The following is a 20,577-nucleotide window of genomic DNA, read 5'->3' as shown; positions in this document are numbered from 1 at the left end:
TAAATGGGGTCTGACCCCGATTTGTTTAGTCGGCAAGGAGGCCGAGCCAGCGCTGGGTTTGGCGCCAGTCTGCCAGCCAGGCGGGGAATTGGGCTGGGTCCATCGGGCGGCCGATGCCGTAGCCCTGACATAGCGCGCAGCCCATCTCGAGCAGGCGCGCGCCGTGGTCGAGGGTCTCGACACCCTCGGCAATCACGGGGCGGTTGAAGGTCTGCGCGAGGCTGATCACGCCTTGCACGATATTGCGGTCGTTGCTGTCGTGGAGCATGTTGCGCACGAAGCTCTGGTCGATCTTTAGCATGTCGATCGGCAGCGACCGGAAATAGGCGAGCGAGGAATAGCCGGTGCCGAAATCGTCGAGCGCAAATTGCACGCCGAGCGCTTTGGCAGCGCGCATGACTTTTTCGGCGCGGTTCATGTCGTCGAGCGCGGCCGTTTCCAGGATTTCGAGCTCAAGATGCGCGGGCGGCACGTCGGGATGGCGCGCCAGCACGGCCGACAGGCGCTCGATGAAGTCCTCACTGAGCAGGAAACGGGCGCTGACATTCACGCTCACGATCAGGCTGATGCCCTGGGCCTGCCAGGCGGCGGCCTGGCCAAGCGCACTGTCGATCACCCATTCGCCGACCTGGGCCTCGAGCGGTGTGTCTTCCAGCACGGGCAGGAAGACCACCGGCGCCAGCAGGCCATCTTCGGGATGCTGCCAGCGGATCAGGGCTTCGGCGCCAAACACATGGCCGTCGCGCAGGTCGACCTTGGGCTGGTAGTAGAGCACCAGCTCGTGCTTGGCATAAGCCTCTTCCAGCCGCTTGAGCTTGGTCTGATTGGCCTTGACCAGCGCATCCTTCTCGGGGTCGAACATGTGGTAGCGATTCTTGCCGCCCTGCTTGGCCTCGTACATGGCCTGGTCGGCGTGGCGCAGCAACTGGTCGGCATCGCCGCCGTCGAGCGGGAACAGGGTGACGCCGATACTGGCGCTGATCTGCAGGCGCTGGCCTTCGATATGGGCGGGCTCGGAGGCGGCCTGCAGCAGGCGGCTGATGATCGGCTCGCAGGCCTCGGGCTTGTCGAGATCGGCCAGCACCGCGACGAATTCATCCCCGCCCACGCGCGACAGGGTGTCGCCCGCGCGCAGCGCCGCCTGCATGCGCTGGGCCAGCACCACCAGCAGGGCGTCGCCGACGGCATGGCCGTGCTGGTCGTTGACGGCCTTGAAGCCATCGAGGTCGAGATACACCACGGCCACCGGGCGCTGGGCCCGCTGGGCGCGCGCCAGGGCAATCCGCAGCCGGTCCGACAGCAGGACGCGGTTGGGCAGATTGGTCAGGCCGTCGTAATGGGCGACGTGCTCGAGCTGGCTCTGGTGCTGCTTGTACTGGGTGATGTCGGAGAACACGGACACGTAGTGCAGCAGCTCGCCATTTTCGTCGCGCACGGCGGCGATGCTGAGCAGGCAGGCATAAATGTCGCCATTCTTGCGGCGGTTCCACAGCTCGCCGCTCCAGTGGCCGTCGCGCAGCAGCGACTCCCACAACGTGCGGTAGAAGTCGTGGGTCTGGCGACCCGACTGGAACAGGCGCGGGTTCTTGCCAATGATCTCGTCGCGCGTATAGCCGGTGATGTCGCAGAAGGTGGCATTGACTTCGACGATATTGCCCTGCGCATCGGTGATGCTGATGCCTTCGCGCGCGTGGGTGAACACGCTGGCCGTCAGGCGTTGGCGCAGCTCGGCCGCCTTCAGCGCGGTCACGTCGTACATCCAGCCGAGCACGCTCTGCTCGCCTTCGTACTCCATCATGTGGAAACTGGCCATCACCCACTTGTTGGTGCCGTCCGGCGTGCGCATTTCGAGCAGGCGGTTGTTCACGCCTTCGCCCGCGGCCAGCGCGCGCAAAATGTCGTGATAATCGTCGGGGTTGGCGTAGTAGCGCACCGGGTCGGTGCCGAGCAGGTGGGCGCTGTCGGCCTGGATCAGCTTGCGGTAGGCGTCATTTGCGAATTCCACCGAGCGCCCTTCGTGGGTCGCCACGCGCACGGCGATCGGGGCGGCATCGAGCAGGCGGCGCAGACGGTCCTCGCTGTTGCGTAGCGCCTGTTCGGCACGCTTGCGCTGGGTGATGTCGCGCGAGGCTGCATACAGGAAGCCTTCGCCATCGATGTCGATGCCGGAGGCGGAAATTTCGACGTCGACCACGCTGCCATCGCGCCGTCGGTGGCGCGTTTCCCACACGGCAAAGCTCTGTTTGCCGATCAGCTCGGACAGGCGCTGCTGGATGCGCGCCGGGTCGTCATTGTTGTCGATGTCGGTCACATGCAGGGTGCCGATGTCCTTGCGCTGGTAGCCGAGCATGGTGAGGAAGGCGGCATTGGCGTCGACCACAAAGCCCTTGTTATTCAGGATGTGGATGCCGTCGGACGCGGTCTCGAGTATCGTTTCGAGGCGCTTTTTCTCGCTCAGCAGGGCGCGCTCGGTGGTCTTCTGCGGGCCGATGTCGCGCACGATGTGCGACCAGCCGCTCTCGCTTTCCTCTTCCGTGCCGAGGCGCGAGACCGACACCGCCACTTCCAGCGGCTCGCCGTCGGGGCGCTTGCACGAGGTGTCGAAGAACAGCGAACGGGCGCCGCTGTAGCGGGCGATGTCGAGCCGGGTCTTTTCGTCCGACCAGAATTCGGGCAGCAATCGGGCCAGCGGCTGGCCCAGGGCGGCGTCCTCCTCGATGCCGAACAGGCGCGCGGCGGCGGCGTTCCAGCTGGTGATGCGCCCCTCGGCGTCGGTGCCGAAGATCGCATCCTGCGACGAGGTGACGATGGCCGCCAGCTGCAGTTGCTCCGATTTCAGGCCGCGCTCGGCCCGGTCTTTTGCAACCCGCAGCGCATCCTCGGTGGCGCGCAGCTCGGCAAACATCACGGCCATCGGGTCGCGCAGACCGGTCACGACGATGGCCTTGTAGACCAGATAGAAGGTGGTGATCTTGAACAGGTGGCCGAGCTGGTTGCTCAGGTCGGTCATCGCGTCGGACGCGTATTGGGTGAAGCAGATCTCCATGCCGATCATCGCCAGCAGGCCCCATTGCACGAGGCGGAACACGTTCGCTTCGAACAGGGCGCGCCGCCGGTGCAGCAGCAGCAGGTCGCCGACCATGATGGCGATAATGATGTATTCGCTGACGATCTTGAAAGGCGTCAGCCCGGCGCCCTTGACGAAGCAGACCGGGAAGATCTTCCACACAAAAATGCTGGCGACCAGCAGCGCGCACACCAACGCATAGCCGCCCAGCACCGCCGGCACATGCAGGCGCCGCTTGGAACCGAGCAGCCACAGCCCGAGACCGACACTCAGCGATTCGAGATAGCGCGCGCTGATCCAGACCTGCGGGGCGTAGTAGTCATAATCGCGAAACACCCCCATGCCAGCATAGGACATCGTATGCAGGGTATCGAGGAAACCGATGAAACCGTAGGCCAGGCCGATGAACAGCACGTACTGGTTGCGGATCCAGCGCTGGGTGTTGAGCGTGATGAGGGCGACCGCAATTGCGATCACGATGCTGAATAGTTCAGCGAGGCTGTGGAAAAGCAGGAAGCTGTAGCGTACAGTCTGATGCAGGGCCAGCAGACTACAAAGCAGCAGCAGCGCCTCTTGCCAGGGCAGGGGCGAGAGCAGGTCGGTGCGCACGGCGCGCGCGTGGTGCGTGGGTGTGCTCAATGTTGATTTGTCATATTAAGTCATTGTCCGATTGTAACTGTGAGCAACCGGTTTGACTACAGTCAACATTGGTTTCCGTAAAGGGTCACCGAGCCATCGCGTTCGTTGTAAGTAAAGCCACAGTAGCGGTCGCCAAAGTGGTAGGTGGTGCCGCCATACCCGCCGTGGAAAAAGACGGGAAACATCGAGACGTCGGCGCCCCAGACAGGGATATCCCAATACTGGGCAGAGGGCCAGCCGTATTCGGTGACGGGAATCTGACGTCCTTCCTGGACGACGTAGTTGCCGCCGTTCAGGCGCCATTTTTGGTGGATCAGGTCGGCCGAGACGCGGATCGCCGCCATGGTGGCCATCAACTGCGCGCGCTCCGCATCCTGGCGGATATTGACGGCTTTGCTCCAGATCGTGGCCATCAGGGTGCCCAGCAGGAGCATGACGATCAACAGGTCGATCAGGGTGAATCCGGACTGACGCGAACGTAAGGATAAACGCATGGGCCGCTAGTCTACGCAAATTGTCATAGTTACACCATACATTTACTAAAAGTAATGATGCGAGGCGCCAATGCTGAGAATTTGGAAAGTGATATGATGTCTGACATGATGCCCGCCATGCACAGCCTGAACCACGCCCTGCGCGTGCCGCTTGCCGCCGAGATTCACTCGCGCCCCTTTCTGTCGCTCGATGGTCCGACCGTACTGTCGCATCTGGCCATTCTGCCGGGGCCGGCGGCGCCATCGCCGGAAGCGCTGCTGGCGAGCCTGTGCCTGCACTTCGGGGTGGCCGCCCCGGCCGAGGGCGCGCGCCACGCCTATCTGGAGTTGGGCGGCCTGCGCCTGAAGTGGGAGCGGCACACGGAGTTTTGCAGCTTCAGCTTCGCCCGTCCGCTGAGAGCGGGAGAGACGCTGGAGGCTGCCTTTGCCGCCTCGCCGCGCCAGAGCGTGCCGGGCGCCTGGCTCGCCGACCTGGCCGGTTCGCTGCTGGTTGCGGCCGATGTGGTGCTGGTGCAGGACGGCCTGGCGCGCCCGGCGGCTCTGGCCGCCATCCAGCCGGTGTTCGGTGCGCGCATGCTGGTTGGCGCCCAGGTGATGCAGGGCGCGGAACTGTGGACCGACTTTGCCATCCACGCCGATGGGGTCAGCCGCTTTGTGCTGCGCGACGTCGGCATGCGTGAACTCCAGGCGGGGCGTCTGGTCCAAAGGGTGCTGGAGATCGACACCTACCGGATGATGGCCCTGCTGGGCCTGCCCGCTGCGCACAGCTGCGGGGCAGCCCTCAAGGCGATGGAACAGGAGCTGGCCGAGCTCACGAGCGCCATGGTGGCGGCCCAGGACGGTGGCGCCGATGAGGACGTGGGCCAGGCCATGCTGGAACAGATCACCCGCTTGGCCGCGCACATGGAAAAGCTCGCGCTTGCGCATGCCTACCGCTTCTCGGCGGCGGCCGCCTATTTTCGTCTGGTCAAGGCGCGCATCGAGGAACTGCGCGAGCAGCGCATCGAGGGCGTGCCCACGGTGGGCGAGTTCATGGAAAGGCGGCTCGCGCCCGCGATGGATACCTGCTGCGCCACGGCCGCGCGTTTGGCCGCCGTCGGCCAACGCATCGACCGCACCAATGACCTGCTGCGCACGCGCGTCAACGTCATGCAGGAGCGCCAGAACCGCCGCATTCTGCAGTCGCTGAATGCGCGCGCGGCGCAGCAGCTGTACTTGCAACAGGCAGTCGAGGGCCTGTCGGTGGCGGCCATCACGTATTACGTGGTGGGGGTCGTGTCCTACCTGGGCAAGGCCCTGAAGGCGGCGGGCGTCGGCGTCAATGTCGAGTTGCTGACCGGGGCCTCGGTGCCGTTGGCGGCCGGCCTCGTGTGGCTTTCGCTGCGCCGTTTGCATCAGCGCATGCCGGCCCACTGATACACGCGGCTTTGCCAGAAGGCGTCCTGGCATGATATCTTACCGGCATGCCTTGTTTCTTCTAGTCACTATTTCATGCGATCAACCCTGCGTTCCAGTTATCTGGCCGTAAGCCTGGCTTTGGCGCTGGTGTTGACGATCGTCCTCGCGCTGGGGGTGGCGGTTTGGGGGTCGCGCAACAAGGAGATCGCGACCTGGCGCACCCAGCTCTCGAATCTGACCCTGATCCTGTCGCAGGAAACCTCGCAGGAGGTGACCTCGGCCTATCTGATCCTCGATAGTATCGCCGAGAGCGTGGCGGCGGCGCGCGTCAGCAACGAGGCGGACTTCCGCAAGCAGATGACGAGCGAGGCGATGTTTCAGAGCATGCGCGACAAGAAGCAGCCGCTGCCGCAGATCGATGTCGCCACCATCGTCGCGGCCAATGGCGACGTGCTCAACTTCACGCGCTCCTATCCGGCGCCAAAGATCAATCTGGCCGACCGCGACTACTTCCGCGAGCACCTCAAAGATCCCGCGCTCGGCGTGTATATTTCCAAGCCAGTGCGCAACAAGGGCAATGGCCAGTGGACTTTTTACCTGAGCCGCCGGCTGTCCGGCGCGCATGGCGAGTTCCTCGGCCTGGCCCTGGTGGGACTGTCGAGCGAAGTGCTCAGCGATCAGTTCAAGAAGATCAATCTGGGAGAGGGCGCGATCGTCAATCTGGCGCGGCGCGACGGCGCACTGGTGGCGCGCTGGCCGCACGTGGATGAAATGATGGGCAAGCCGCTGCCGCCGCTAGGCGAGCAGAACGGTGTCAATGACGAGGCGCGCCTGAACGAGGTCCTGGTGCTGACCTCGCCGCAGAAGGACGCGAGCGGCAAGGAAGGCCTGGCCATGATGGCCGAGCGCGTCGTCGATCCCTATCCCTTGATTTTGAATATTTCGGTCACCGACGACCTGTTCCTCTCGCAGTGGCGCCATTTCACCGGCGTGCTGGTGGTGGTGGCGCTCAGCTGCATCGGCGCGATCGCGGTGGCCTTCTGGGTGCTGGTCAAAGCCCTGATGCGGCGCGACGCCGCGATTGCCGCCACCGAACGCCTGCGCGACGAAGCCCAGGCCGCCAACCGCGCGAAGTCCGATTTTCTGGCGATGATGAGCCATGAGATCCGCACGCCGCTGACCGCCATCATGGGCTTCGCTGAGATTCTGAGCGGGCCCGGCAATCAGGAAGTGAAGGGCGATGCCGCGCGCGTCATCATGCGCAATGGCCAGCACCTGCTGGGCATTATCAACGACATTCTGGACATCTCGAAGATCGAGGCCGACCATCTGGAACTTGAGCACGTGCCGTTCTCGCCGATCGAGACGGTGTGGGGGCTTGATTCGATGATGAGCGCGCAGGCCCGCGCCAAAGGCATCCGGTTTGACCTGCAGATTGAATATCCGTTCCCGTCCCAGGTGCTGGGCGATCCGACGCGCTGGAAGCAGGTGCTGTTCAACCTGTGCAGTAACGCCGTCAAGTTCACCAGCGAAGGCTCGGTGCTGCTGACTTTGTGGTACGACGCGGCCAGTAGTAAGCTGATGTGTAACGTGGTCGATACCGGCATCGGCATCTCGGCCGAGCAGAAAGAGAAGCTGTTCACGCCCTTTGTGCAGGCTGACCGCAGCGTGGCGCGCCGTTTCGGCGGCACCGGCCTGGGCCTCTATCTGGTGCGCCGCCTGTCGCAGGCGATGGGCGGCGGCGTGGAACTGGCGAGCGAGCCGGGCAAGGGTTCGGTCTTCGAAGTGGCCGTGCTGGCGCCGCTGGCTCCGGGCATGAGCTGGCTTGACCAGGCGCCCAATCTGGCCCACGACGGCGAGCCGGATCGGCCGAGTCTGGTTGGCCAGCTGCAGGGCTCGGTGTTGCTGGTCGAAGATGGCCCCGACAATCGGCAGCTGGTCGGCGCCTTGTTGTCGAGCCTGGGTCTGGAGGTGGTGTTCGCCGAAAACGGCGAGCAGGGCGTCGAACGCGCGCTCAGCGAATCGGTCGATGTGATCCTGATGGACATTCAGATGCCGGTCATGGATGGCATGCGGGCGACAGCCCTGATCCGCGCGGCCGGGTTCGCCGGCCCGATCGTGGCGCTGACGGCGAACGTGATGACCGAGGACGTGCGCCGCTACCTGGCCAATGGTTTCTCGCACGTGCTGGCCAAGCCGATCGTGCGCGACCAGTTCGAAAATCTGCTGGGCCAGCTATGCGAGCGGCGCGGCGCGGAGACCGAGGACGCGGGCCATCAGGATCTGGCCTCGCTGCCCGAATATCAGGCGATTCAGCGCGCCTTCGTCGACAGCCTGGCCGGACGCATGGCCCAGCTGCAGGCCTATGTGGCGGCCGCCGACTGGGTGGAGCTGGGTAAGCTGGCCCATATCCTCAAGGGCTCGGCCGGCAGCTTTGGCTTTCCGCGTAGCGGCATGATGGCGCAGGCGGTCGAGCACGCACTGCGCAAGGAACAGCCGCAGGAAGCGGCGGCGCTGGTGCCGCAGCTCATCGCCTGCATGGAAGAAGAATTCAAGGAATACGAAGGAGGGGTGGCATGAGCGCAGGCAAACAAGTGAGGGTGCTGGTGGCCGACGATGAAGGCACCATGCGCAATCTGCTGAGCTCGATGCTCAGAAGCTGCGAGTATGGCGATATCCGTTTCGCCAACGACGGCCAGTCCGCGCTCGATCAGCTGGTCAGCGAAACCGATCAGATCGATCTGGCCTTCCTCGACATCGACATGCCCGGCTACAGCGGCATCGAGGTGATGACCCTGGCGCTGCAGCGCCGGCCCAATCTGTTCGTCGTGATCGTGTCCGGCTTCTCGGCGGTGGAGAATGTGATGGCCGCCCTCAACGCTGGCGCGCGCGGCTTCATCGTGAAGCCCTACAACACCAAAAAGATTCAGGACGTGCTCACCAAGTTCGAGCGCGAAGGGGGCGTGGCGCCGAAGTAGGGCGCCATTGCTTTCTGGAATTATGTGATACCATTCATTCATAGTTTTCAGGCACGACCTCATCCCAGTCCGCCACTCGACGCCGCCCCTGTCCGCGGCGGCTATTCGCTCCCGGCCTCGCCCTGCCGGTTGACGCTTTCGGACCCCATGTCATGCCTGCCACTTACTCCTCCGCGGCCCAAGCCGTTCATCTCCTGCGTGTGCTGATTGTCGAAGACGATCCGATTCAGCTCGCCTTGCTGAAAGCCATGCTGCTCGACAGCGGCGTGCGGCTGGTGGCCGAAGCGGTCGATGGGCAAGGGGGGCTGGACCGGCTGGCCGACGGGCGCTTCGACCTGGTCATCACCGATCTGCGCATGGATGGCATGGATGGGGTCGAATTCCTGTCGCGCGCCCTGGCCTTGCATGGCGGCGCGTTCGCATTCAGTTCGGCGGTCGAGCCCGATGTGCTGGCCTCGGCTGAATCGATCGCGCATCTGCAGGGAGCAAGTCTGATCGGCGCGCTCGGCAAACCGCTGCAGATCGGCGAACTGCAGGCCCTGCTGCGCCGTGCGGCGGCCGCCTGCGCGCCCAGCGGGCAGCCGGAGCGCCAGCGCCCGGCGCAGGCATGGCCGCTGTCGGCCCTGGCCACGGCCCTCGAGTGGCGCCAGTTCTTCCCGGTCTACCAGCCCAAGCTCGATCTCAATAACGGCGAGGTGACCGGGGTCGAAGTGCTGGCGCGCTGGCGCCATCCGACCGCGGGCCTGATCGCACCGGCCCAGTTCATCGCCACCATGGAGCAGACGGAACTGATCGATGTGCTGTTCCGTCAGCTGCTGCGGCAGGCGCTGGCCGACCTGGCGAGCTGGGAGGCGCAGGGCCAGCAGCTGTCGCTGGCGATCAATATCGCGCCGCGCACGCTCGAGGACCGCAGCCTGCCCGAACGTCTGGTGCAGCAGGTGCGCGAGGCCGGCATCGCGCCCGAGCGCATCAGCTTCGAACTGACCGAGACCGCCATCTCGCGCCATCCGGCCACGGTACTCGAATCCGTCACGCGCCTGCGTCTGCGCGGCTTTCAGGTGGCGGTCGACGATTTTGGGGTCGGCTATTCCTCGCTCGCGCTGCTGAGCGCCTTGCCGTTTTCCGAACTCAAGATCGACCGCTCTTTCATCGCCGGCATGCCGCTCAATGGCAAGGTGATGCCCATCCTGGAGTCGATCATGCGCCTGGCCAAGGAACTGGGCCTGCGCACGGTGGCCGAGGGCATCGAGACCGGGGCCGAGCGCGACTTTCTGCGTGCGCTCGGCTGTGAGGCCGGGCAGGGCTTCCTGTTCGGCAAACCGATGAATGGCCCCTGTCTGGCGGCCTGGCTGGCCAGCCGGCGCGCCTGAGTTCCGGCTCGGCTACAATGCCGGCCATGTTATTGACCACCTTTCGTGAGCGCATGCAGGCGCTCGGCGCTTTGCCGCTGCACCAGGATCGCGTGCTGCGCGACTGGCTGCGCGCGCAAGCGCTCGACCAGGGCCGGCGCCGCCCACAGGATTTTCTGCCCAAGCCGCTGCGCCTGGCGCTGCCCGAATTGCATGCGGCGCTCGACGGCCTGCTAAGCGAAGTCAGCCGCCACCGCAGTGCAGATGCCACCCGCCTGTTGTGGGCCCTGGCCGACGGCCAGACGGTCGAAAGCGTGCTGCTGCCGCGCGAGGGCGTCTGCGTGTCGAGCCAGGTGGGCTGTGCGGTCGGCTGCCAGTTCTGCATGACGGGCAAGTCGGGCCTGATCCGGCAACTGAGCAGTCTGGAGATTCTGGCCCAGGTGGTGCGCGCGCGCCGCCTGCAGCCGGTCAAGAAAGTGGTGTTCATGGGCATGGGCGAGCCCGCCCACAATCTGGCGAATGTGATGGAAGCCATCGAATGGCTGGGCCTGCATGGCAATATCGCCCACAAGAATCTTGTGTTCTCCACGGTGGGCGATCCGCGCGTGTTCGAGCGGCTGCCGCAGGGGCCGGTGCGGCCGGCCCTGGCCCTGTCGCTGCACACTACACGCGCCGAGCTGCGGGCCGAATTGCTGCCGCGCGCGCCGCGCATGGCGCCGGAGGAGCTGGTCGAAGCGGGCGAGGCCTATGCGCGGCTCGTCCATTACCCGATTCAGTACCAGTGGACCCTGATCGAAGGCGTCAATGACAGCGCCGAGGAATTCGCGGCGGCGCTGCGCCTGTTGAAGGGCAAGTACGCCGTGCTGAATCTGATTCCCTACAATGCCGTGCCGGAACTGGCGTTTCGCCGTCCGTCCTGGGACAAGGCGCGCGCCATCGCCCGCCAGTTGACCGCACAGGGCGTGCTGACCAAGCTGCGCGACTCGGCCGGCCAGGAGATCGACGGCGGCTGCGGCCAGCTGCGCGCACGCAAGCTGGCCGGTATTCCTGTCCTTACAAGTCCTTCGCGTAGCGCTTGATCTTGCCGATCACGCGCGCGGGCAGGGCACAGATGCGCCGGCTGTGGTCGGCAAAGACGATCTGCTGCCGTCCGACCGACACCAGCCGTCCCTCGGACATAAAACGGAATTCGAGCCAGAACGAGCACTTGCGCACATCGTAGGTATTGAGCTCGCATTCAATCGTCTGGAACGGGAAAGTCTCCTGCACGAAGTCCTGCTCGGCGTGTTTGGTGATGAACACGCCCTCGGCCTGCAGCATGTCGGCCGCGATGCAGTCGTGGAACCAGCGTTCGCGGCACACCCCCTGCCACTCGAAATAGCGGGCGAAATAGGTATTGCCATAGGCATTCGAGTCCTTGAGCGTGATCGTGTGGCTGTGATTGAAGGTGGCGGGGGCGAAATTGACGACTGCTTGAACGTGCATGTTGATCTCCTTTAAATGAACAAAACACCCAGACGGGTTGCTCACAAATAAGCGTTCGAACATGCAGCACGCATGATGTACATCAAACATTGCTCGACTTCTAATAGTTCGCATGTGGACGATCAACATGGGGCTGTCTAAGATCAAAGGACCCTGACCGCACGAGTCCGCATGAGCTCTCTGATCCCCGCCCTAGTATCACTCCTGTTCCTGAGTTTCGGGATCTATGTGCTGGTCTCGCGCGGGACCAACCGCGTCAGCATCGCCTTCTTTCTGCTGTGTCTGGCGACGTTCAGCTGGCAGTTTTGCTGGTCGGTGCTGTTCCAGGTGCAGTCGCCCGCGCTGGCGGCCGAGGTGGCGCGGATCGGTTACGGGCTGATTCTGTTTCTGCCAACCAGTCTGTACCTGCTGGTGGTGGAGCTGACGCGCCGTCAGCAAGAGATGGTGTGGGTCAAACTCTCGGCCTGCATCGCGCTGGCCCTGGCCCTGTCGGATCAGGTCGTCGACGGCGTCTACCACTACAGTTTCGGCTTCTATCCGCGTGCGGGCCTGCTGCATCCCGTGCATCTGGTGCAGACGGTGACGATCATCGTGCGCTCGGCCTGGCTGCTGTATCACCAGCAAGCCTGTGCCGCATCCGTCGAACAGCTGCGCCTGCGCTACTGCCTGGCGAGCATTGCCACCTATGGCCTGGCCGCCATCGACTATGCCTGCAACTATGGCCTGGCCATCTATCCGCCCGGGGTCATGTTCATCGTGCTCAGCCTGGGAATGATGGCCCAGGCCATCGCCCGCCACCAGCTGATGGCCAACCCGCTGCAGCTGGCCGCCACCGTCGTGCATGAAATGCGCACGCCGCTGGCGACGATCCGCGGGCAGGCGCGCGTGCTGGCCAAGGGGCTGCCGGAACTGATTGCCGGGTACGAGCTGGCGACCGCCAACGGCCAGCGCCAGGCGCAGCTGCAGCCCGCGCATCTGGCCTATCTGCGCGAACTGGCCAGCGACATCGAAGCCGAGGTCAGCCGCACCGATTTCATTGCCGACAGCGTCCTCGCCAGCGCGCGCGACGGCAGTTTCTCGCGCGATGGCTTTGGCATGGTGTCGATGTCGGCCTGCATCGACGAGGCGCTCAAGCACTATCCGTTTGGCCAGCAGGAGCGCGCGCGCCTGCACCGCGGCGAGATGGACGATTTCCGCTTCGTCGGCTCGGCGCGGCTGATGGTGCTGGTGCTCTACAACCTGATCAAAAACGCGCTGCAGGCCGGGGGCGAGGTCTGCATCGTCAGCCAGCGCCATGGCAGTGTGAATCTGCTGAGTGTGACGGACAGCGGCCACGGCATTCCCGAGCATATCCTGCCGCATGTGTTCGATCCTTACTTCACCACGCGGGCGGCCGGCACCGGCATGGGCCTGCCATTCTGCCGCCGCGCGATGCTGGCTTTCGGCGGCAGCATCGAGGCCGATTCGGCCCCGAATTCCGGCACGGTGTTCACGCTGAGGTTTCCGGCTTGCTAGAATTCCAGTCGTAAAGATTGACTGGAGTAATGCATGATCAAGTCCTGGGCCGGCGCACTGGCCGGTCTGCTGGTGTCGGCTGCGGCCTGGGCCGGCAATTGTCCCGCGTATTACGTCGATGGGCGCCTGCCGGAGATCAAGAATCCGAAGCTGGCCGTGGCCACGCGCGAACTCTGCTACGGCGTGTTTGGCGTCGTGCATTCGGGGGTGACGCGCACGCCGCTGTGGTCGGCGGAGTTCCTCAAGCCGGAACAGATCGAACAAGCCCAGCAGCTCTCGCGCGAAAACAATTTCCACGCCGAGCCGCGCCTGCCGCCGCGCGAACGGGCTGAACTGGCCGATTATGCGCGCAGCGGTTTCGACCGCGGCCACATGTCGCCGAACGGCGATATGCCCGATCGCGCCAGCCAGCGCGACAGCTTTGCGCTGGCCAATATCGTGCCGCAGAACGGCGAGAACAATCGCCATCTGTGGTCGGCGATCGAGCAGGCCACGCGCAAGCTGGCCAAGCGCGATGGCGGTCTCTACGTACTGACCGGTCCCGCCTATCTGGAGGCGCGTGTGCAGAAGGTCGGCAATGTGCTCGTTCCCAGCCACCTGTACAAGGCCGTCTACAGCCCCAAACAGAAAGCCGGCGCGGCCTGGTTTGTGCGCAATGAAGCGACCGAGGAGTTCGAGGTCATGAATATCGCCCAGCTCGAGGACAAGATCGGCATCAATCTGATGCCCAGCCTGAGCCCGCAACAGAAGACGGTCATGCTCGCGCTGCCGACGCTGAAACTGAGGAAGAAGAAATGAAGCCGTTTGAAAATGAAGCCGAGGTCATCGAAATCGGCGCGCTGTGCATCGAGAACCGGCTCGACCGTATCAGCCTGCATGGCGATCTCGACCTGACCCTGGATCAGGCCGGGCTGCGCCAGGCACGCGCGCTACAGGCGCTGCTCAACGCCGTGGTGGCGGCGATGGAAGCGCGGCCGCTGCCCGCCGAATTGCCGCCGCCGGCCGTGGGCGAAGTGGACAATCCATTTCTATAATGGCAATATATTGCCAATTAAATAATTCCAAGGGAAAACATGGCTGAGCGGAGCGGGATTCTGTCGATTGACGCGCTGGCGTACACGAGCTGGGCGCGCGAACCGCGCACGGCGGTCACGCTGTACTACACCTTTCTGCTGACCCCGCCGTTGACGGCCTCGGCCGAAGACAAGCAAGGCTTTGCGCCGATGACGGTGACCCAGCAGGACGGCGCGATTGCCGCCATGCAGGCCTGGGCCAATGTGGCCAACCTGACTTTCATCCGCACCGATGACGTGTATGCGGCCCAGATCCGCATGGCGACGAACGACCAGGGCAACAAGAGCGCCGGCTATGCCTACATGCCGGAGGTGGTGGACAGCCCGCCCGCCGATCTCTACCTCAACAATACGGACCGCAATAACTCGCGCTTCACGCCGGGCAGCTATGGCTACATGACCATCCTGCACGAGATCGGGCACACGCTCGGTCTCAAGCATCCGGGCGACTACAACAGCACCGGCGATCCGAGCGAGGGCCCATTCCTGCCGAGCGACACGGATACCATCGACTACTCGCTGATGTCCTACAACGCCAGTTTCGGCGGACGCTATGCGGCCACGCCGATGCTTTACGACATTCAAGCGGTGCAGTACCTGTATGGCGCGAATATGAGCTTCCATGCGGGCGACGACACCTACAGTTTCGTCAACAACCAGGCGCCCTCGTGCATCTGGGACGCGGGCGGCTTCAATACTTTCGATTTTTCGGCCTGCACGGCCTCGACGGTTGATCTGCACGCGGGCGCCTTTAGTTCGAGCAGCGGCAATGCCCACAATGTGTCGATCGCCTACAACGTGGCGATCCGCGCCGTCATCACCGGCAGCGGCAACGACACGATCACCTGTAACGATCTGGGCGACACGGTGCAGAGCGGCGCCGGCAATGACAAGATTTATGCCGGCCTCGGCGACGACAGCATCGATGGCGGCGGCGGCACCGACACGGTGGTGTTCAACCGCAGCCTGGGCGACTACCAGTTCAAGGTCGACGCCAAGGGCAATCTGCTGGTGCTGGGGGAGGGCAGCGATCTGCTCAGCAATGTGGAGACCTTGATCCTGGCCGACGGCAACATCAAGGTTGGCGGTCTGGGCAATGACAACTACGCGGGCGGCATTGCGGGCGACCGGATCATCGGCGGCGGCGGCTTCGATGGCATGCGCTTCACGGGCAAGCTGGCCGACTATGCGGTCAAAGCGGCGAATGGCGGTTTTCAGATCAACTGGAACGGCGGCAGCGAATGGGTGGCCAGCGTCGAACGCCTGCATTTCAGCGACGGCGACTACGCGCTCGACCTCGACGCCACCGGCGGCCAGACCTTCCGGCTGTATCAGGCGGCCTTCAACCGCACACCCGATATGGGCGGGCTCAGCTACTGGATCGGCCGGCGCGATGGTGGCATGAGCGCGCTCGAGCTGTCGCAGGCGCTGATGGCGAGCCAGGAGTTCAAAGACCTGTACGGCGCGCCCGACAATCGCAGCTTCCTGACCCTGCTGTACAAGAATGCCCTGCACCGCGATCCGGACGGCGATGGTTTCAATTTCTGGCTGAATATCCTCGATCAGCGCCTCGATACCCGCGACAATATCCTGATCCAGTTTTCCGAGTCGGCCGAGAACGTGGGCGTGGTCGCCAAGATCATCGGCAACGGCTTCGCCTACAACATCTAGCCGAGCGCGGGCTCGGGCAGTGGCAGGCTGATGCGGTTGCGTCCGAGGTGTTTGGCGCGGTACAGGGCCGCGTCGGCGCTGGCCACGAGCGCGCCCGGATCGTTGCCATTGGCGCTGACCGCCGTGGCCGCCCCGATCGACACAGTCGACAGGCCGAGGGCTTCGACGCGGGCGCGGATGCGCTCGGCGACGATGGCCGCGCCGCGCAGATGCTGGTTTGGCAAAATCACAGCGAACTCCTCACCGCCATAGCGCGCCACCAGATCGTTGGTACGCATTTCGCGCGCCACCGCCTGGGCGATGCGCTTGAGGCAGTCGTCGCCGCCGAGGTGGCCATTGGTGTCGTTGTACTGTTTGAAGTGGTCGACGTCGACCATCAGCAAGGACAGCGGTTGGTGGTCGCGCATCGCACGCTGCCACTCGGCATGCAGGGTCTGGTCGAAGCAGCGCCGGTTGGCCAGACCGGTCAGGCTGTCGCGCGTGGCCAGCTGTTCGAGCGCGGCCTGGGCCTGTTTTTCCTCGGTGCGGTCGCGCAGGGTGGAGACCACGGCCAGCAGCTTGCCCTGGGCGTCGAGCATCGGGCTGGCGTCCACCGACAGAAAGCAGCGGCGCCCGGTGCGCGGCATTTCGCACCAGTACTCGGCGGCCTGGCGCGGGCCGCGCGGCAGGGTGCCATCGAGCACGGCGTCGGCCAGGGTCGCCTGCGGCATCACATAGAAGGCGCGCCAATGGCCGGTGGTGCCGATCACTTCCTCGGCGGCCACGCCGGTCAGGGTTTCACAGGCACGGTTCCAGATCAGCACGCGCCGCTCGGCGTCGAGCACAAACGCGGGAATGACGAGCAGTTCGAGCAGCTGATTGGCAAAGCCTGGCACGCTTGTGGTCATTGGAGTCCTCTCCCGGTGGCGTTACAGACAAAGATTGTGCCGCTTGGAAATAGCCCTTCATTGACATTTAGCAATATTCCGAGGTGGGCCTACCCTGTGCTATGATGGAGGGTTGACCGACCGCGACTTCTCGCCGTGACTTACTCCGTTAAAGAAATTTTCTACACGCTCCAGGGCGAAGGCGCCCAGGCTGGCCGTCCGGCCGTGTTTTGCCGTTTCTCGGGCTGCAATCTGTGGACCGGGCGCGAGCAGGACCGCGCCAGCGCCGTTTGCCAGTTCTGCGACACCGATTTCGTCGGCACCGACGGCGAGGGCGGCGGCAAGTTCAGCACGCCCGAGGCCCTGGCCGCGGCCGTCGACGCCCACTGGCCGGCCGCTTTCCAGCACCGCAAATACGTGGTCTGCACGGGCGGCGAGCCGTTGCTCCAGCTCGATGCGGCCCTGATCGCAGCGCTGCATGCGCGCGGCTTCGAGATCGCCATCGAAACCAATGGCAGTCTGCCGGTGCCGGCCGGTGTCGACTGGGTGTGCGTGAGCCCGAAGATGGGCGCGCCGCTGGTGGTCGAACGGGGTAATGAGCTGAAAGTCGTGATCCCCCAGTTCGGCCAGGACCTGGCCGCCTACGAGGCGCTCGACTTTCAGCACCACTACCTGCAACCGATGGACGGCCTGCTGAAGGAGCAGAACACCCGCCTGGCCATCGAGACCTGCAAGCGCCGCCCGCAATGGAAGCTGAGCCTGCAGACCCATAAACTTCTTCAGATTCCCTGACATGCTGACCATCACCCGCAAGCTGGAGTTCGACGCCGGCCACCGTATTCCCGACCACAAAAGCCAGTGCCGCAACCTGCACGGCCACCGCTACACGCTCGAAATCACCCTGGTCGGCCAGGTGATCGAAGCCGAGGGCAATTCGGACAATGGCATGATCATGGACTTCTCCGATGTCAAAGCCCTGGCCAAGCAGCATCTGGTCGATGTCTGGGACCACGCCTTCCTCGTCTACGAGAAGGACGCGGCCGTGAAAGACTTCCTGGCCAGCCTGCCCGGCCACAAAACCGTGGTGATCGACCGCATTCCCACCGTGGAAAACCTGGCGCGCGTGGCTTTCGATATTCTCAAAGGCGCCTATCTGGACCGCTTCGGCACCGGCCTGCACCTGCACAAGCTGGTGCTGCACGAAACGCCGAACTGCTGGGCCGAAATCACCGATGACTGACGCCGACTACATGGGCCTGGCCCTGGCCCAGGCGCGTGAAGCCTGGGTGCGCGGCGAGGTGCCCGTGGGCGCGGTGCTGGTCAAGGACGGCGAAGTTGTGAGTGTCGGTTTCAACCAGCCGATTGGTCTGCACGACCCGACCGCCCATGCCGAAATCCAGGCCCTGCGCGCGGCCGCCGACAAACTCGGCAACTACCGCCTGCCCGGTTGTGAACTGTTTGTCACGCTCGAACCCTGCGCCATGTGTGCCGGCGCCATGATGCATGCGCGCCTGGCCCGCATCGTCTACGGCGCCCCCGATCCGAAGACGGGCGCCTGTGGCTCCGTGGTCAATTTGTTTGCAGAAGAGAAATTGAACCACCATGCGGAAGTGCTCGGCGGCGTGCGTGCCGACGAGTGCGCCGACACCCTAAAAAGTTTCTTCGCAGAACGTCGCCAAGCCAATGCGGCTGTAAAAAGTGGTATGCTCGCCAACAAAGACTGAACCCCATTCAGAGGGCGAGGAGGCAAGCTTGGCAAAAAAGTTCTTTTCACAACAAGAGGCGCAGGCGCCCGGACTGGTCCGGATGGCGCTGGAACTGCGCGCCCCTTGGGAATTCGGGATGGCCCTGGCGGCCTATCCCTTCATGCAGAAGGCGCCGGCCGGTGATGGCCACCCGGTGCTGGTGTTTCCCGGCCTGGCGGCCGGCGACGCCACCACCATCTTCCTGCGCCGCTTCCTCAAAGACCTCGGTTATCCCGCCTATGCCTGGGAGCAGGGCCTGAACTTCGGCCCCCGTCCCGGCGTCCTCGAAGCCTGTATCGACCGCATTCTGGCCCTGCGCGAGCAGCACGGCCAGCGCGTCAGCCTGATCGGCTGGAGCCTGGGCGGCGTGTATGCCCGTGAACTGGCCAAGCTGCTGCCCGGCGATGTGCGCCTGGTGATTTCGCTCGGCTCGCCGTTCCGCGGCAGCCCGCAGATGACGAATGCCTGGCGCCTGTACCAGTGGGTGTCGGGCGAACCCGATATCGAAGCGCACCAGTTCGCGGCGCTGGCGCACAAGCCGCCGGTGCCGACCACCTCGATTTTCAGCCGCACCGACGGCGTCGTGGCCTGGCAGTGCAGCGTGGAAGACGAGACGGCGACGTCCGAAAATATCGAAGTCCACGCCAGCCACGTCGGCATGGGCATGAACCCGCTGGCCATGTATGCGATCGCCGACCGTCTGGCCCAGCCGGAAGGGCAGTGGAAGCGCTTTGACCACCGCGGCCACAAGGGCCTGAAAAAGCTGCTGTTCCAGGACCCGCAGCGCGGCGCGCTGCCGAATCCGTTTTTCAGCTGGTATTGAGGGAGGGCGCCAATGAAGCATTTGAGCGGCCTGGACGCCACCTTCCTCCATTTTGAGACGCCCGAAATGCCGATGCACGTCGGCGGCCTGCACCTGCTGGAGCCGCCGCCCGAGTTGAAGGGCGACTTCGTCGACCTGGTGCGCGCCCACGTGCGCAGCCGCCTGCACCTGGCGGAGGTGCTCACAAAAAAGCTCGCATTGATGCCGCTCGAGATCGCCAATCCGATCTGGGTGGACGAGCCGCATGTGGACCTCGATTACCACATCCGCGCCGTGCAGCTGCCCAAGGGCGCCACGCTCAAGCAGCTGGAAGCCTATGTAGCGCGCCTGCATAGCGGTCTGCTGGACCGCAGCCGGCCGCTGTGGGAGTTCTACGTGTTCACCGGCCTGAAGTCGGGCCAGCTGGCCTTCTACGGCAAGATTCACCATGCGGCGCTGGACGGGCAGGGCGCGGTCGCGCTGGCGCAGGCCCTGCTCGACGCCACGCCGCTGGCGCGCAAGGTACCGCCGGCGCCGCCGCGCTCCGTGCACAGCGCCGCACCGCCGGCCAAGCAGATGCTGGCCGCGGCCCTGCGCGACACGGTCAAGCAGTGCGTGCGCCTGGTGAAGGGTGTGCCGACCGGCGTGAAAGTGGCGGCCGGCCTGCTGCTGCCCAGCCGCGACGAAGACGGCAAACGTCAGTTGGGCTGGCCCAAGGGCTTCACGATGGCGCCGCGCACCCATCTGAGCGGGAATATCACCAGCCAGCGCGTGTTTGCCACGGCCAGTTTTTCGCAGGCCGAGATGGCGGCCATCGGCAAGGCCTTTGGCGGCACCCTGAATGATGCGCTGTTGTGCGTGGTGGGCGGCGCGCTGCGCCGTTATCTGATCGAGCACGACGCCTGTCCCGAGAAATCGCTGGTGGCGGCGCTGCCGGTCAGCCTGCGCGGCGAAGGCGATGCGGACATGCACAACCAGGTCAGCATGATGCTGCTGGCCCTGGCCAGCCAGCACGAGGACCCGGCCAAGCGCATGCGCGCGCTGGTCAAGGCCACCCAGGCCCTGAAGGAGACGGTCAACGACGTGCGCGCCGTGCTGCCGACCGAATTTCCCAGTCTGGGCCTGCCCTGGCTGATGAGCGGCCTGGCTTCGCTGTACGGGCGCAGCCACCTGGCCGAGGCGATGCCGCCGGTGGCGAATATCGTGGTCTCGAATGTGCCCGGCCCGCGCACCGGCCTGTATCTGGCCGGTGCGCGCGTCACGGCCACCTATCCGATTTCGATCATCACCCACGGCCTGGCCCTGAACGTGACGGTGCAGACCTACAACGGCCAGCTCGATGCCGGGGTCGTGGCCTGCCGCCGCGCCATGCCCGATATCGACCGCTTCATCGTCTTCATGCATGAGGTGTTCGAGTCGCTCCAGCGCGCGGCCGAGAACGAAGCGGCGGCCGAACGCAAACCGCGCCGGGCACGCAAACCCAAGGCCGCCTGAA

The 20,577-nt window shown here is 64.6% G+C and carries 18 protein-coding genes; 14 read left to right on the top strand and 4 right to left on the bottom strand.

Going from position 1 to position 20,577, the window contains the following annotated elements; translation table 11 throughout:
• Positions 1-25 precede the first annotated feature (25 nt).
• Both LZ005_RS10435 and LZ005_RS10430 read right to left on the bottom strand, forming a co-directional pair.
• Positions 26-3,706: an MASE3 domain-containing protein gene (locus LZ005_RS10435; protein WP_237807733.1), complete on the bottom strand. Its 3,681-nt coding sequence runs from the start codon at positions 3,704-3,706 to the stop codon at positions 26-28.
• A 62-nt stretch (positions 3,707-3,768) separates the two neighbouring features.
• Positions 3,769-4,200 (bottom strand): type II secretion system protein, encoded by a 432-nt coding sequence (locus LZ005_RS10430; protein WP_237807732.1) that lies wholly within the window; start codon positions 4,198-4,200, stop codon positions 3,769-3,771.
• A 93-nt stretch (positions 4,201-4,293) separates the two neighbouring features.
• Here LZ005_RS10430 and LZ005_RS10425 point away from each other — a divergent pair, with 93 nt between their 5' ends.
• The 5 genes from LZ005_RS10425 (at position 4,294) to LZ005_RS10405 (ending at position 11,004) form a co-directional block, all read left to right on the top strand.
• On the top strand, positions 4,294-5,616 hold the full coding sequence (locus LZ005_RS10425; protein WP_237807731.1) for a DUF3422 family protein: 1,323 nt from the start codon (positions 4,294-4,296) through the stop codon (positions 5,614-5,616).
• 75 nt (positions 5,617-5,691) lie between these two features.
• Positions 5,692-8,178, top strand: coding sequence for a hybrid sensor histidine kinase/response regulator (locus tag LZ005_RS10420; protein WP_237807726.1), 2,487 nt, complete (start codon positions 5,692-5,694; stop codon positions 8,176-8,178).
• Entirely contained in the window at positions 8,175-8,576 is a 402-nt protein-coding gene (locus LZ005_RS10415) for a response regulator (RefSeq protein ID WP_237807724.1), read from the top strand. The genes LZ005_RS10420 and LZ005_RS10415 overlap by 4 nt, the downstream gene beginning before the upstream one ends.
• 152 nt (positions 8,577-8,728) lie before the next feature.
• Complete coding sequence (locus LZ005_RS10410; protein ID WP_237807715.1) at positions 8,729-9,946, top strand: EAL domain-containing protein; 1,218 nt, start codon at positions 8,729-8,731, stop codon at positions 9,944-9,946.
• Positions 9,947-9,972: 26 nt separating this feature from the next.
• A complete protein-coding gene (locus LZ005_RS10405; protein WP_237807707.1) occupies positions 9,973-11,004 on the top strand; it encodes an RNA methyltransferase in 1,032 nt (343 codons plus the stop codon).
• Here LZ005_RS10405 and LZ005_RS10400 read toward each other — a convergent pair.
• Positions 10,979-11,410 (bottom strand): thioesterase family protein, encoded by a 432-nt coding sequence (locus tag LZ005_RS10400; protein WP_237807705.1) that lies wholly within the window; start codon positions 11,408-11,410, stop codon positions 10,979-10,981. The two genes, LZ005_RS10405 and LZ005_RS10400, sit on opposite strands and share 26 nt — an antisense overlap.
• Positions 11,411-11,581: 171 nt before the next feature.
• Here LZ005_RS10400 and LZ005_RS10395 point away from each other — a divergent pair, with 171 nt between their 5' ends.
• The 4 genes from LZ005_RS10395 to LZ005_RS10380 are packed head-to-tail and all read left to right on the top strand — an operon-like array spanning position 11,582 to position 15,669.
• Positions 11,582-12,925, top strand: a complete 1,344-nt coding sequence (locus LZ005_RS10395; RefSeq protein ID WP_237807704.1) for a sensor histidine kinase — start codon at positions 11,582-11,584, stop codon at positions 12,923-12,925.
• 33 nt (positions 12,926-12,958) lie between these two features.
• Positions 12,959-13,723: a DNA/RNA non-specific endonuclease gene (locus tag LZ005_RS10390; protein ID WP_237807701.1), complete on the top strand. Its 765-nt coding sequence runs from the start codon at positions 12,959-12,961 to the stop codon at positions 13,721-13,723.
• The gene (locus tag LZ005_RS10385) at positions 13,720-13,959 is read left to right on the top strand and encodes a hypothetical protein (protein WP_237807699.1); all 240 of its coding nucleotides are present in this window, start codon (positions 13,720-13,722) and stop codon (positions 13,957-13,959) included. Before LZ005_RS10390 ends, LZ005_RS10385 begins: the two co-directional genes overlap by 4 nt.
• A 39-nt stretch (positions 13,960-13,998) precedes the next feature.
• Complete coding sequence (locus LZ005_RS10380; RefSeq protein WP_237807691.1) at positions 13,999-15,669, top strand: DUF4214 domain-containing protein; 1,671 nt, start codon at positions 13,999-14,001, stop codon at positions 15,667-15,669.
• Here the strand turns inward: LZ005_RS10380 and LZ005_RS10375 are convergent.
• A complete protein-coding gene (locus LZ005_RS10375; protein ID WP_237807689.1) occupies positions 15,666-16,556 on the bottom strand; it encodes a GGDEF domain-containing protein in 891 nt (296 codons plus the stop codon). The two genes, LZ005_RS10380 and LZ005_RS10375, sit on opposite strands and share 4 nt — an antisense overlap.
• A gap of 135 nt (positions 16,557-16,691) precedes the next feature.
• Here LZ005_RS10375 and queE point away from each other — a divergent pair, with 135 nt between their 5' ends.
• From queE to LZ005_RS10350, 5 genes are read left to right on the top strand one after another with little or no spacing between them, the layout of a single operon-like run.
• Positions 16,692-17,327 carry a 7-carboxy-7-deazaguanine synthase gene (gene queE / locus LZ005_RS10370; protein WP_237807682.1) on the top strand — a complete coding sequence of 212 codons (636 nt, stop codon included), beginning with the start codon at positions 16,692-16,694 and terminating at the stop codon, positions 17,325-17,327.
• A gap of 1 nt (position 17,328) precedes the next feature.
• Positions 17,329-17,775 (top strand): 6-carboxytetrahydropterin synthase QueD, encoded by a 447-nt coding sequence (queD, locus tag LZ005_RS10365; protein ID WP_237807680.1) that lies wholly within the window; start codon positions 17,329-17,331, stop codon positions 17,773-17,775.
• Positions 17,768-18,259: a tRNA adenosine(34) deaminase TadA gene (gene tadA, locus LZ005_RS10360; RefSeq protein WP_237807678.1), complete on the top strand. Its 492-nt coding sequence runs from the start codon at positions 17,768-17,770 to the stop codon at positions 18,257-18,259. Before queD ends, tadA begins: the two co-directional genes overlap by 8 nt.
• Positions 18,260-18,287: 28 nt before the next feature.
• Complete coding sequence (locus LZ005_RS10355; protein ID WP_237807676.1) at positions 18,288-19,103, top strand: triacylglycerol lipase; 816 nt, start codon at positions 18,288-18,290, stop codon at positions 19,101-19,103.
• A 12-nt stretch (positions 19,104-19,115) separates the two neighbouring features.
• Positions 19,116-20,576, top strand: a complete 1,461-nt coding sequence (locus tag LZ005_RS10350; RefSeq protein ID WP_237807674.1) for a wax ester/triacylglycerol synthase family O-acyltransferase — start codon at positions 19,116-19,118, stop codon at positions 20,574-20,576.
• Position 20,577 lies beyond the last annotated feature (1 nt).

This window comes from Massilia sp. TS11 (assembly GCF_022012445.1).
GTDB lineage: Bacteria > Pseudomonadota > Gammaproteobacteria > Burkholderiales > Burkholderiaceae_D > Telluria.
This window is presented reverse-complemented; position numbering and strand designations above follow the sequence as displayed.

Excerpts from the sequence above, each read along its gene's own strand:
- LZ005_RS10415 (WP_237807724.1), top strand. The coding sequence starts at position 8,175 with ATGAGCGCAGGCAAACAAGTGAGGGTGCTGGTGGCCGACGATGAAGGC.
- LZ005_RS10430 (WP_237807732.1), bottom strand. The coding sequence starts at position 4,200 with ATGCGTTTATCCTTACGTTCGCGTCAGTCCGGATTCACCCTGATCGAC.
- queD (WP_237807680.1), top strand. The coding sequence starts at position 17,329 with ATGCTGACCATCACCCGCAAGCTGGAGTTCGACGCCGGCCACCGTATT.
- LZ005_RS10405 (WP_237807707.1), top strand. The coding sequence starts at position 9,973 with ATGTTATTGACCACCTTTCGTGAGCGCATGCAGGCGCTCGGCGCTTTG.
- LZ005_RS10420 (WP_237807726.1), top strand. The coding sequence starts at position 5,692 with ATGCGATCAACCCTGCGTTCCAGTTATCTGGCCGTAAGCCTGGCTTTG.
- LZ005_RS10400 (WP_237807705.1), bottom strand. The coding sequence starts at position 11,410 with ATGCACGTTCAAGCAGTCGTCAATTTCGCCCCCGCCACCTTCAATCAC.
- LZ005_RS10375 (WP_237807689.1), bottom strand. The coding sequence starts at position 16,556 with ATGACCACAAGCGTGCCAGGCTTTGCCAATCAGCTGCTCGAACTGCTC.
- LZ005_RS10380 (WP_237807691.1), top strand. The coding sequence starts at position 13,999 with ATGGCTGAGCGGAGCGGGATTCTGTCGATTGACGCGCTGGCGTACACG.
- LZ005_RS10385 (WP_237807699.1), top strand. The coding sequence starts at position 13,720 with ATGAAGCCGTTTGAAAATGAAGCCGAGGTCATCGAAATCGGCGCGCTG.
- LZ005_RS10425 (WP_237807731.1), top strand. The coding sequence starts at position 4,294 with ATGATGTCTGACATGATGCCCGCCATGCACAGCCTGAACCACGCCCTG.
- LZ005_RS10410 (WP_237807715.1), top strand. The coding sequence starts at position 8,729 with ATGCCTGCCACTTACTCCTCCGCGGCCCAAGCCGTTCATCTCCTGCGT.
- LZ005_RS10395 (WP_237807704.1), top strand. The coding sequence starts at position 11,582 with ATGAGCTCTCTGATCCCCGCCCTAGTATCACTCCTGTTCCTGAGTTTC.
- LZ005_RS10350 (WP_237807674.1), top strand. The coding sequence starts at position 19,116 with ATGAAGCATTTGAGCGGCCTGGACGCCACCTTCCTCCATTTTGAGACG.
- LZ005_RS10390 (WP_237807701.1), top strand. The coding sequence starts at position 12,959 with ATGATCAAGTCCTGGGCCGGCGCACTGGCCGGTCTGCTGGTGTCGGCT.
- tadA (WP_237807678.1), top strand. The coding sequence starts at position 17,768 with ATGACTGACGCCGACTACATGGGCCTGGCCCTGGCCCAGGCGCGTGAA.